Annotated in this window: 11 protein-coding genes; 7 read left to right on the top strand and 4 right to left on the bottom strand. The window is 60.8% G+C overall.

Annotated features, from left to right (window positions below):
- Window positions 1–4 precede the first annotated feature (4 nt).
- Window positions 5–1237, bottom strand: a complete 1233-nt coding sequence (locus tag VOI22_RS17945) for a UbiH/UbiF/VisC/COQ6 family ubiquinone biosynthesis hydroxylase (RefSeq protein WP_323797815.1) — start codon at window positions 1235–1237, stop codon at window positions 5–7.
- Window positions 1238–1591: 354 nt separating this feature from the next.
- On the opposite strand from VOI22_RS17945, the gene VOI22_RS17940 reads away from it, so the two are divergent.
- The 5 genes from VOI22_RS17940 to VOI22_RS17920 all read left to right on the top strand — a co-directional run bounded on the left by VOI22_RS17940 (window position 1592) and on the right by VOI22_RS17920 (window position 7991).
- The gene (locus tag VOI22_RS17940) at window positions 1592–1930 is read left to right on the top strand and encodes a P-II family nitrogen regulator (protein WP_028466168.1); all 339 of its coding nucleotides are present in this window, start codon (window positions 1592–1594) and stop codon (window positions 1928–1930) included.
- A 12-nt stretch (window positions 1931–1942) separates the two neighbouring features.
- Window positions 1943–3271, top strand: coding sequence for an ammonium transporter (locus VOI22_RS17935; RefSeq protein WP_323797814.1), 1329 nt, complete (start codon window positions 1943–1945; stop codon window positions 3269–3271).
- Between the two features lie 219 nt (window positions 3272–3490).
- Window positions 3491–4681, top strand: a complete 1191-nt coding sequence (locus VOI22_RS17930; protein ID WP_323797813.1) for an aminotransferase class I/II-fold pyridoxal phosphate-dependent enzyme — start codon at window positions 3491–3493, stop codon at window positions 4679–4681.
- 32 nt (window positions 4682–4713) lie between these two features.
- On the top strand, window positions 4714–7161 hold the full coding sequence (locus tag VOI22_RS17925; RefSeq protein ID WP_323797812.1) for a DNA translocase FtsK: 2448 nt from the start codon (window positions 4714–4716) through the stop codon (window positions 7159–7161).
- Window positions 7162–7319: 158 nt separating this feature from the next.
- Complete coding sequence (locus tag VOI22_RS17920) at window positions 7320–7991, top strand: outer membrane lipoprotein carrier protein LolA (protein WP_323797811.1); 672 nt, start codon at window positions 7320–7322, stop codon at window positions 7989–7991.
- 57 nt (window positions 7992–8048) lie between these two features.
- On the opposite strand, the gene VOI22_RS17915 is transcribed toward VOI22_RS17920, so the two are convergent.
- The gene (locus tag VOI22_RS17915; RefSeq protein ID WP_323797810.1) at window positions 8049–8438 is read right to left on the bottom strand and encodes a DUF805 domain-containing protein; all 390 of its coding nucleotides are present in this window, start codon (window positions 8436–8438) and stop codon (window positions 8049–8051) included.
- 70 nt (window positions 8439–8508) lie between these two features.
- Entirely contained in the window at window positions 8509–9300 is a 792-nt protein-coding gene (locus VOI22_RS17910; RefSeq protein ID WP_323797809.1) for a sterol desaturase family protein, read from the bottom strand.
- Window positions 9301–9396: 96 nt separating this feature from the next.
- Here VOI22_RS17910 and VOI22_RS17905 point away from each other — a divergent pair, with 96 nt between their 5' ends.
- Both VOI22_RS17905 and xth read left to right on the top strand, forming a co-directional pair.
- Window positions 9397–10185 (top strand): gamma-glutamyl-gamma-aminobutyrate hydrolase family protein, encoded by a 789-nt coding sequence (locus VOI22_RS17905; RefSeq protein WP_323797808.1) that lies wholly within the window; start codon window positions 9397–9399, stop codon window positions 10183–10185.
- Window positions 10186–10216: 31 nt separating this feature from the next.
- The gene (gene xth, locus VOI22_RS17900; RefSeq protein ID WP_323797807.1) at window positions 10217–11005 is read left to right on the top strand and encodes an exodeoxyribonuclease III; all 789 of its coding nucleotides are present in this window, start codon (window positions 10217–10219) and stop codon (window positions 11003–11005) included.
- A gap of 117 nt (window positions 11006–11122) precedes the next feature.
- Here the strand turns inward: xth and VOI22_RS17895 are convergent, their stop codons facing one another.
- Window positions 11123–12208 (bottom strand): metal-dependent hydrolase, encoded by a 1086-nt coding sequence (locus tag VOI22_RS17895; protein ID WP_323797806.1) that lies wholly within the window; start codon window positions 12206–12208, stop codon window positions 11123–11125.
- Window positions 12209–12223 lie beyond the last annotated feature (15 nt).

Below are 12223 nucleotides of genomic sequence, written 5' to 3'. Positions count from 1 at the left end.
AAATCTAGTGCCGCGCGGGGTCTTGCATCAGGCGCGGCAGAGTGCCGACCGTCCCCATTGCACCGCGCATAAAGGCCCGTTTCAGCGGACCGATGCGCTGAACCAGCCCAAGCCCAGCATCGCGCAGCAGCCGGATACCTGCTGAATCGTTCGAGAACAGGCGGTTCAACCCGTCCGTTGCCGCGATCATCGTCATCACATCGAAGCGCCGCCAGCGCTGATATTTCTCCAGCACGGGCGCCGAGCCGAAATCCAGACCGATCCGGCGCGCATCCTCGATCGTGTCGGCGAGCGCTGCAATATCGCGCAGCCCGAGATTGAAGCCCTGACCGGCGATCGGATGGATGCCGTGTGCGGCATCTCCAACCAGCACCAGCCGCTGGTCGATATAGCGTTCGGCATGGATCAGGCCGAGCGGATAGGCCCAGCGCCGGCCCGCCACATGCAGGCGCCCCAGGGTTTCGCCGAACGCTGTCAGCATTTCCTGGTCGAATTCGTCGTCATTGAGCTTCATGAGGGCATTCGCCGCGTCGGTGCGCTCACTCCAGACCAGACAGGACTGGTGCGTGCCATCCGCAGCGTCATTCAGCGGCAGCATCGCGAAGGGCCCGGCGGGGCGGAAATGCTCGAACGCCACGTGCTCGTGCGGCTGCTCGTGTGTCACCGTGCAGGTAATCGCCGTCTGGCCGTAGGACAGTTCGGTTGTGCGCAGGCCGGCCGCACGACGGGTGGGCGACGCGCGCCCGTCGGCCGCTACGGCGAGCCGAGCGGTGATGCGTCCCCCGTCCGCGAGAATGGCCGTAGCGGTCTCGCCATTCCGCTCCAGCCGCTCGACGGATGCCGGAGAGACGATCCGGATACCGGGGCGGGAGGCGGCAGCGCGATAGAGGCCGGCCTTCAGTGCGCCGTTATCGAGGATGAAGCCCATCGGGTCCGGGCCGGCATCTTCGTGATCGAATTGCAGGAAGAGCGGCGATCCGCCTTCCCGGACGCGTATATCCTCGATTGCGCAGGGGGCTTCCGGCAGGGCGCCCCAGACTCCGAGCCGAACCAGCATCCGCTTGCTGCTTTGGGAAATTGCGGTTGTCCGGCCGTCATGCCCGGCCGCGACATGCGTCTCCACGGGTACCCGATCGATCACGGTGACCGACAGTCCGGTGGCATCCAGCGCCAGGGCTGTGGAGATGCCGGACAGGCCGCCGCCAATGATCAGCGCATCGCAGAGAATGTCTTTCACGCTCTTTGGTCCCTTACCTTGGCGCCCGGTCTCGGCGCCTGTTCCTCACAGGCAAGATACAGCGCCCAGCGCGCGGAACAAGCGTTCGCGCACCAGATGAAAATGCCCTTTTTTCAGTGCTTAAAATAGCATCACGACTTCCTGTGTGCCTAAAAAATGTGCATATCTTTTGGGCTCGGTCGAAGCGTTGATTCTTGCAATCTAAGTGTAACTCTCTGATTAAGCCGGAAAATTTTAAATAATTCAGTCTTGGCCCGCATTTTGTAATGAATTCGCCGATCTGCGCTGAGCAGGTATTCCGGCTGTCCTGATTTCGGGGCGCCGGAAAAGCACAACAGAAAAAGGTTGGGCGGCATGAAACTGATCATGGCAATCGTAAAGCCCTTCAAGCTTGACGAAGTCCGCGAATCACTGACCGCTCTGGGGATCCAGGGGCTGACGGTTAGCGAGGTCAAGGGCTTCGGACGGCAGAAGGGACAAACCGAAATTTATCGAGGCGCGGAGTACGCCGTAAATTTCCTTCCAAAGGTCAAAGTCGAAGTGGCGGTGCCGGACGACTTGGCGGAACAGGTGGTGGAAGCCATCCAGAAAGCAGCGAATACCGGTCGCATCGGTGACGGTAAGGTTTTCGTGCTGGATGTCTCCCAAGCCGTCCGGATCCGCACCGGCGAGACCGGCAACGACGCGCTTTAAGGAGCTCATCAGATGAGAAAATTTTTCGGCTTTTCCGTTCTGACGGCCGTCACCGCGTCGGTAACGATCGCGCTGACGAAGACCGCTTCAGCGGCCGTCGACCCAGAGACGGCCTTCATCTTCAACACGCTGTCTTTCCTGATGCACGGGTTCCTCGTGATGTGGATGGCAGCCGGTTTCTGCATGCTTGAAGCGGGCCTCGTCCGTACCAAGAACACGACGATGCAGTGTGCCAAGAACATCACCCTCTACTCTGTCGCCGGCCTGCTCTACTGGCTCGTCGGTTACAACCTGATGTACATGGATGTCTCCGGCTTCATGGGATCCTTCGCGATCTGGTCCGGTGCTGACGATGTCATCACCGCCGACGGCTTTACCGGCGACGGCTCTGGCTATGCAGCGTCCTCCGACTGGTTCTTCCAGATGGTGTTCGTGGCCGCGACCGCTTCCATCGTGTCCGGCACGGTTGCCGAGCGCGTGAAAGTGTTCCCGTTCCTGATCTTCACGGTTCTGCTGACCGGGATCATCTACCCGATCCAGGGTTCCTGGACCTGGGGCGGCGGCTGGCTCAGTGAAATGGGCTTCTCCGACTTTGCCGGCTCCACGATCGTGCACTCGGTTGGTGGCTGGGCGGCTCTTGCCGGCGCCATCATCATCGGCGCGCGTACCGGTAAATTCGGCAGCGACGGTTCCGTCCACCCGATGCCGGGTTCGAACCTGCCGCTGGCAACGCTGGGCACGTTCATCCTGTGGCTCGGCTGGTTCGGCTTCAATGGCGGCTCCCAGCTCGCCATGGGCTCTGCCGCTGACGTTCGCGACATCGCGACCATCTACGTCAACACCAACATGGCCGCTGCGGCCGGTGTTGTCGCCGCGGTGATCCTGAACCAGATCATCTACAAGAAGCTCGACCTGACCATGGCGCTTAACGGTGCCCTCGGCGGTCTGGTCTCCATCACTGCCGAGCCGCTTGCCCCGAGCATCGGTACTGCGGTGCTGGTTGGTGGCATTGGCGGTATCCTCATCGTCGTCGCCGTTCCGCTTCTCGACAAGCTGAAGATCGACGACGTGGTCGGTGCGATCCCGGTTCACCTGATCTGCGGCATCTGGGGCACCATCGCGGTGGTCCTGTCGAACGGTGATGCCAGCTTCACTACCCAGATCATTGGCATTGTCGCCATTGGCGCCTTTGTCCTGATCACCAGCGCTGTTGTCTGGAGTGTCCTGAAGCTGACCATCGGCCTGCGGGCCAGCGAGGAAGAAGAATTCCTCGGTCTGGACCGTGCCGAGTGCGGTCTTGAGGCCTATCCGGAATTCGGCGGCGGCTCCGGCCGGGTCTAATCCGAGACAAAACTTTCTGAACGGGCCCGGATGGCGACATCCGGGCCTTTTCTTTATTTAAAGCAACATTTTATGTGATTTTCGAAACATCATGCGCGAACCTGCGAAATTGTGAGGTTTTGCATTAAAGTTGCCCCATAACTATGCGGCTTCTATTATAGAATCGAATTTAACTACGGATAGTTCGCGCCGGAAATCCGGGCGAGCAGGGCAAAATCGATGATAAACCCGGCGCTTCAACCGCTTAGCGACTACACCTTTGCGCGTCTGAACAAGATGCTGGACGGTATTGAGCCGGCTGCCGGTATGCGTCCGATTATGCTTTCCGTCGGAGAACCGCAGATTCAACCGCCCGCTTTCGTCAATGAAGCCATCGCGGCCAGCGGTCATCTCTGGAACAAATACCCGCCGCCAAAGGGCGATCCGGCTTTCCGGGACGCGGTGACGGGCTGGCTCAACAGACGCTACGGCCTGCCGTCCGGAATGCTCGACCCGGAGCGTCACGTGACGTCCATCTCCGGAACCCGCGAAGCACTCTATCAACTCGGTTTCCTTGCCGTTCCGGAGCAGAAGAAAGGGCAGCAGCCGGTTATTCTGATGCCGAACCCGCTTTATCACTCCTATCGCGGGGCGGCCATGCTCGGCCGGGCCGAGCCGGTCTACATGAACGCAACGCCGGAAAACGGCTTCCTGCCGAAGCTGGACGATATCGCGCCGGAGATCCTGGAACGGACGGCGCTTTGCTTTCTTTGTACGCCGACGAACCCGCAAGGCCGCGTTGCCTCGCTCGATTACCTGAAACGGGCGATTGAACTGGCGCGTGAGTACGATTTCATGCTGGCCGTGGACGAATGCTATGCGGAGATCTATCGCGGCGATCCGCCGGTGGGCGGTCTGCAGGCGGCAGCCGCTCTCGGTGACAGCCTGCACAACATTGTGGTTTTGCATTCGTTATCGAAACGATCCAGCGGTCCCGGGCTGCGCTCGGGCTTCATGGCGGGCGATCCGGAGCTGATCGGCCGGTATGGCGAGTACATCATGTTTGGCAGTGCCTCGACGCCGTTGCCGATCCAGCATGCCGCCACCGCGCTTTGGAAAGACGAGGCCCATGTCGAGGCCAACCGGGCGCATTACGCCGAGAACTGGCGTATCGCCACGCAGGTACTGGGCAACAAGAAGGGCTATCACGAAGCGGAGGCCGGATTCTTTGTCTGCATGCCGGCCGATGATGCCGAAGCCCTGACAAAACAGATCTGGCGCGAGCAGGCGGTCAAGATCGTGCCGGTCGGGTTGATGGCGCGTGAAGATGCAGAGGGCGTTAATCCGGGTGATCCCTATGTCCGTATCGCCCTTGTCTATGATGCTGCGACAACCGAGGAAGGCCTGCGCCGGATTGCGCCTTATTTCTGAGGCGGCCGGTGATACGGGGGAGAAGCAAGAGCATGAGCGCATCGACGAAAACTGCCGGTAACGGGTCCGCGGGCGGGGGATTTTTGCCCGAGAGCGCCCGTCTTTACCTGCGCCGCCGTGCTGCCGAGCTTTCCGGCCTTGCACTGATCCTGACCGCCGGTCTCGGGGCCGCGCTGCTCCTGAGCTATATGCCGGGCGATCCGTCCCTGAACGCGGCCGGCTCCGGCAGTGCCGCTAACCTGCTCGGCCCGGTCGGCGCGCTTGTCGCCGATATCATGGTGCAGACCATCGGTCTGGTGAGCGCCGTGCCTGTGTTGCTCTTCGCTATCTGGGGCTGGCGCCTGCTTGCCCACCGGCCGATCGAACGCGTGGCCCTGCGCATCGCGCTGCTGCCGGTGGCGCTGATCGCAGGCTGCCTTGCGCTTGCCGTGCTGCCTGTTCCGGAAAGCTGGCCGCTTCGGGCCGGTCTCGGTGGTGCGATCGGCACATTGGCTCTGACCAAGATTTCCGCGCTCGGCCTGCTGGCGGCACTGGACGCCGCCTGGATTGGTTTTGTCTCCGGTCTGGCCGCGGTCTCCCTGTTGCTCTGGACCTTCGGGGCCTCCTGGAGCGAATGGCTGTCTCTGGCGCGCGGCGCGGGCCGTGGTGTCGGCACGGCGGCAGCGCTTGGGGCAAAGGGTGGCGCCCTCGGTGGCCGCGCCCTGGGCTCCGGTCTTGAAGCCACGGCAAGTCTCGCCCGTAAGGGCTTCGACTCCGTTGGCCGCAAGGAGCCGACCCTGTCCGGCAAGGCGCTGGACGAGAAACCCCGGCTCTCGGCGAAACCGAGACGGGCGCCTGAAGTGGAAACCGCAGCGCCGGTTCTGAAAGCAACGCCCGATGCCGCCCCGGCGTCGACCAAGGCGAAAACGGCAAAGCCCGCGAAGGTGGAGCAGACCAGTTTCGATCTGGCCCAGGCAGGCGATTACGAGCTGCCGGCCATGGATCTGCTGACCGAAGCAGCCGAAGGCATGGCTGGGCCGCCGCCGCAGGCGCTGCAGGAAAATGCCCGGATGCTCGAATCCGTCCTCGCCGATTTCGGCGTGAAGGGCGAAATCGGCAAGATCCGGCACGGTCCGGTGGTCACGCTCTATGAGCTTGAGCCTGCGCCGGGCACCAAATCTTCCCGCGTCATCGGCCTTTCCGACGATATCGCCCGCTCCATGAGCGCGGTCTCCGTCCGTGTTGCCGTTGTGCCGGGCCGAAACGTGATCGGCATCGAGTTGCCGAACGCGCGCCGGGATACGGTCTATTTGCGCGAAATCCTCGAATCCGATCCCTACGAGCGTTCCGGTGCCAAGCTCGGCATCGCGCTTGGCAAGGATATCGGCGGCACCCCGGTGGTTGTCGATCTTGCCCGCATGCCTCACCTGCTGATCGCCGGTACCACCGGCTCCGGTAAATCGGTTGCGGTCAACACCATGATCCTGTCCCTGCTCTACCGGCATTCGCCGGACAGCTGCCGGATGATCATGATCGATCCGAAGATGCTGGAACTCTCCATTTATGACGGTATTCCGCACCTGCTCTCGCCGGTCGTCACCGATCCGAACAAGGCGGTGGTGGCGCTGAAATGGACCGTGAGGGAGATGGAAAGCCGTTACCGGGCCATGTCCAAGCTCGGCGTGCGCAATATCGACGGCTACAACGCGCGCCTCGCCGAAGCCCGCAAGAAGGGCGAGGTGCTGAAGCGCCGGGTGCAAACAGGTTTCGATAGCGAAACGGGCAAGCCGGTGTTCGAGGAAGAACCCCTCGACCTGACGGCGCTGCCCTATATCGTCGTGGTGATCGACGAGGTCGCGGACCTGATGCTGGTCGCCGGCAAGGATATCGAGGGCGCCGTGCAGCGCCTGGCCCAGATGGCCCGTGCCGCCGGTATCCACGTCATCATGGCGACCCAGCGCCCGTCGGTTGACGTCATCACCGGTACCATCAAGGCGAACTTCCCGACCCGGATCAGTTTCCAGGTCACCTCCAAGATCGACAGCCGCACCATTCTGGGCGAGCAGGGCGCCGAACAGCTCCTCGGCCAGGGCGACATGCTCTACATGGCGGGCGGCGGCCGGGTGACCCGTGTGCATGGTCCCTTCGTCAGTGACGAGGAGGTCGAGGACGTGGTCCGCCACCTCCGCGCCCAAGGCGAGCCGGAATATAACGACAATGTCACCGAGGACGATGGCGAGGGCGGAGACGGCGGCTTCGGCGATCTCTCCGGCCTCTCCGGCGGAAATACGGACAGCGGAGACGCGCTGTACGACCAGGCCATCGCCATTGTCGCCCGCGAGCGGCGGGCCTCCACCAGCTTCATCCAGCGCCATCTGAAGATCGGCTATAACCGTGCGGCCACGCTGATCGAGCGGATGGAAAGCGAAGGCGTGGTCAGCCAGGCGAACCATGTCGGCAAACGTGAGGTGCTGGTGCGCAATCCGAACGAGGACGAGTAGGGCGCGCCTCACACACTCCGTCCACAAGCAATTTCGTCATCCCGGACCCCGATCCGGGATCTTTTGCAGGCAACACTCAGCCTTATGATCGCAAAGGTCCCGGCTCTCCGGCCGGGATGACGTTTGAGAGAGATGACGGTCGTGGGAGCAAGTCTGCCTTGGAATTGCCACTTGCAACCCGGTCGAACGCCTGCCATTTCAGGTTTATGAAAAAGATGATCGCCGCCTTCGCCGTCATTCTGTTCCTGGCCTTTCCGCTCGGCGCAAAAGCAGCCCCGCTCAGTGCGGACGACAAGAAGGCGCTTGCGCAGATCGAGGCCTATTTCAACGGCATCACCACCCTGCAGGCGCGCTTTCTGCAAGTTGCCAACACAGGCGCGACGGCACAGGGCATTCTCTCCCTGAAGCGGCCCGGCCTGATGCGGTTCGAATATGACGCGCCGTCACCGATCCTGCTGGTCTCGGATGGTACCTGGCTGGTGTTCCAGGATAACGAGCTGAAACAGACCACGCATGTGCCGCTCGGCAGTACCCCGCTCTCGGTGCTGGTCGAGGACCCGGTGGATTTCAAAACGGATCTCGAGGTGCTGGACGTCGCCCGCAATCCCGGCGTCATCCGCCTGCTGATGCGGATGCGGGACGATCCCGAGGCCGGCATGGTGCAGATGGTCTTCTCGGACTCCCCGCTTGCCCTGCGGCAATGGACCATCACCGACGCCCAGGGCGTCGAGGTGAAGGTGGCGCTGCTGGAGACACGGCGCGGGATGACGTTCAAAGACGATCTGTTCAAGCCGCGGGATTTCGAAGGCGATACCTTCGTCGACAAATGAGGCGGGCTGGTCTGATTTGTACTTCAAAGATGTTCACGCTGAATGATTGCCTGTAGTCTAATCAAAAGAAGTCGATGGTTCTTGGCCTTTCCAGAAAAATAAATAGAGACCGAATAAAAATCCAACAAACGGCACTATGCTAATGAGTACCAAATATTTTGAACGCCCAATATTATTTAATCGCTCTATAGAAAATTTTATAGCAAAATAAGCAGAAAAGATTATTGCTATTATTTGAAAAAGAAATAAAGCAGGACTTCCTCTTCCTATTTGAAAATTGAATGGTAGCAAAAAATCCCATATAAATAGAAAGATTCCAATCGGTATAATGTATCCTGCGAATTCAATGCGATTTAATGATTCTTTTGTTTTTGTGAAGTAAATTATAATTAATATTACTAAAGCTGATATAATGTAGGCTTCTAAAGTTAAAATACTACCGTTCATTTATAAAAGTCCTTATGAATAAATTTTGTTAATATTAAGGTGAATATTTTTACTGTGTATTGAATGAGAATCAATCGGCTTTCTTGTGTTCTGCCAGTTTCGACAAAAAAGGTAGTCTTATGAGGTTCATAAATGCCTCGTCATGTCGGCTCTCAACGCCAATCTTCATATCGCCAGTGCGTCTGGTTTTGCTCCGGGAGCCAAATATTCGGTCCCACCAGCTGAAGATCGTTGCGTAATTCGAATCCGTATCCGCCCGGACCGCATGATGATGCACCCAGTGGATCGACGGGGTGACGACGATCCGCGCCAGCGCGGCTTCGAGCCGTTCGCCGAGCCTCAGGTTCGAGTGGTGGAACAGGGCGGAGAAGATCACCAGAGTCTCGAAGACGATGACCGAGGTGAAGGGAATGCCGAGCAGGATGATGATCGCGGCCCGTGCCCCGGCACTCAGCAGCACTTCGCCGAAGTGAAAGCGCACGGCGGAGCTGACGTCGAGGAATTCGTCCAGATGGTGAACCTCGTGAAAGCGCCAGAGGAACGGGATTTCGTGGTTCAACCGGTGCCACCAGTAGATCAGCATATCGAGCAGCAGGACATCCACGATCAGGCCCATACCGCCTCCAAGCCAGTCTGGACGCCAGCCGAGCGCATGGTTGGCGGCCCAGAGCGAGACCGGGATGACGATCAATGGCGAGAGGGCGCTGTTCATGAGCCAGAGCACGGCATTTCGGATCACGCGGGTCCAACCGCCCCGGCGCGGTGCGGCGGGAAGCCATCGTTCGGCGGCGAAGAGCAGCGCAATCCATGCAAGGATCAACACGCCCTTATGCTGCAGTAGCTGTTGCGTGGCGTCGTTCATGGAGCGAATATGGCAGCTGAATTCCGGGGCCGCCAGTTGTGCGCCCTCACAGCCCGGAGATCTGGGCGTTACCAGTCATGAACCAAGGAGCTTTTGATGCTGTCCGTCCCGAGCCTGCCCCTGATCGGTGTTACCGCCTGTCATCTGCAGGGGGACGACCATTCGACGCAGAAAGTCTCTGAAAAATACGTGACCTGCGTGCCGACGCCCACCGGCGGTCTGCCGATGATTATCCCGGCGCTGGAAGCGGGCGCGCTGGATCTGGACAGTCTGGTTGCCCATCTCGACGGGTTGCTGTTGACCGGCAGCCCTTCCAATGTGGAGCCGCATCATTTCAAAGGCCCCGACAGCGTCGAGGGCACCCAGCACGATCCGCGCCGCGACGGCGTTACCCTGCCGCTGATTCGCAAGGCGATCGAAGCGGGCGTTCCGGTGCTCGGGATCTGCCGGGGTATCCAGGAATTGAATGTCGCCCTCGGCGGCACCCTGCACCAGCGCATCTTCGATCTGGAAGACCGGTTCGACCACCGCATGCGCCGTGATGTCGACTTTGACCGGAAATACCGCCCGGCCCATGAAATCCGCATGACTGAAGGCGGTCAGCTTGCCCGCATCGCCGGGGCCGACACCGCGCTTGTGAACTCCCTGCATGCCCAGGGCATCGACAAGCCTGGCGAGGGCGTGGTGGTGGAAGCGACGGCACCGGACGGTATCGTCGAGGCGATCAGCGTCCCCGGGGCCAAGGCATTCGTTCTCGGCGTGCAGTGGCATCCGGAATGGCCGGTCCCGATCGAGGGTCTGAACAAGAAAATCTTCGAGGCTTTCGGCGATGCCTGCCGGGCCCATCTGAGCGCCCGCCTCGGCCTCGCGACGGCGGCCGAATAATCCTTATTTTTCCGAACCGAGAGACAGAGTGATGCGGATTGCCACCTGGAACATCAATTCCGTGCGCCTGCGCCTGCCGACGGTGCTGGCCTTTCTTCAGGAGCAGGCGCCGGATGTGCTCTGTCTGCAGGAGACCAAGACCGAGGACAAGACCTTCCCGGCAGAGGCGCTGAAAGACGCGGGGTATGTCCATCAGGCGATCCGGGGCATGAAGAGCTATAACGGCGTTGCCGTGATCTCCCGGGTGCCGTTCACTGATGAGGGCCAGCGTGACTGGTGCGGCAAGACCGACTGCCGACATCTCGCGGTGAAACTCGATGGCGGCGTCGAGGTACATAATTTCTATGTTCCGGCCGGCGGCGACGAGCCGGACCCTGCGGTGAACGACAAGTTCGCCCACAAGCTTGATTTTCTGGCTGAAATGCAGAGCTGGTTCGGGGCCGAGCGGAAAGGCTCCGATCCCATGGTGCTGGTCGGCGATCTCAATATCGCGCCGCTGGAACATGATGTCTGGTCCCACAAGCAGCTCCTGAAAGTGGTCAGCCACACGCCGATCGAGGTCGAGGAGCTGGGCAAGCTGCAAACCGGGCTCGGTTGGGTCGATGCGGTTCGCCATTTCGTTCCCGAAACGGAAAAGCTCTATTCCTGGTGGAGTTATCGCTCGAAGAACTGGGAGCTGGCCGACAAGGGCCGCCGACTCGACCATGTCTGGGTGACGGAGCCGTTGAAAAGCCGGCTGAAATCGGCCGCCGTGGTGAAATCCATGCGTGGCGTCGAGAAGCCGTCTGACCATGCGCCGGTGATCGTCGATCTGGATTGACGCTCGAATCTACCGATAGCCGTCATTCCCTCGAAAGAGGGAACCCAGCGATCATCAAGCCAGGCCCGTCTTCCCTTGGGTCCCCGCTTTTGCGAGGATGAGGAGCCTTTAGAGAACTCACCCGCAGCTGGGCGTTTCCGGCAGGGCAGCAAGCAATGGCGCAGCCGGATCGAAGAGACTTGCCGCTTCCGCCGGGCGGATCATGGCGCCGCCGGACATGCCATCGAACAGCCAGCCGATATCACCGGGTGCGGAGCGGGCATTGCGGATGCGCTCTGGCACAATGGCCTTCCAGCGGTCCCCTTCCGGGGCCGCGACGCGAAAATCGAACACGAAACTCGGTGTTACACCCATCCTCAGATCGGCAATCCTCAGTCCGCTTTCATCCGTAAAGGTGCGGTAATAGCCCTTCGAGAAGGCGGCCACGGCGGCACCGCTCGGGATCGTGGCGAGACAGGGGCCATTCTCTGCCAGGCGTGGGTGCATATGGATACGGGCCGCGTCCGTGCCGGCCAGAAGCGGCTGATAGATGTTGTAGTAGTGGCTCCCGTCGATCGCGATGGCGCGCCAGAACAGGGTGTTGAAGGGCATCGGCGTCGCTAGAAGCTTGTCCGCCTTGAGGCCCGCTTCCGCCAGTGCAGTCCGCGCTTTGCCATCAGCGATCTGCTGCGCCACCAGAGACCAGCCGAGATACAGGGTCGACAGGGCGAGGGTCACTGCGGTGACTCGTCCGACCTTTGCCGACCAGTTGCGTCGCAGCACCGCCCACACGGCGGCAATCGCAAGCGGCAGGGTATAGAGCGGGTCGATGATGAAGATGGAGCCGATGCCGAAGGGCGTGTCATCCAGGGGCCAGAGCAGCCGGGTGCCATAAACCGTCATCGAATCAAGCAGCGCGTGGGTGGCAAGGCAGAGGAGCACGGTCAGATAGGCTGTGACGCGATGCTCTCTGAGGCCATTGAAGGCCCGCATCACTCCTTCGGCGATCAGTGGTGTGACCGCGGCGTGGACCAGCAGGGAATGGCTCCAGCCACGATGCAGGATGAAGTTGCTCACTGCGTCTCCATGGCGAACCAGCACATCGAGATCAGGCAGGGTGCCCAGCCCGGCGCCGAGCAGGGCGGCTTTGCGGGGGCCGATGCGGCGGCCGGCAACGGCAACGGATACTGTCGCGCCGAGCACGATCTGGGTCAGTGAGTCCAAAGGGAAGCCCCGCGT

Source organism: Nisaea sp. (assembly GCF_034670185.1).
Taxonomy (GTDB): Bacteria; Pseudomonadota; Alphaproteobacteria; order Thalassobaculales; family Thalassobaculaceae; genus Nisaea.
Note: the sequence above shows the minus strand (reverse complement) of the source record. Positions and strands in the feature narration are given on the sequence as shown.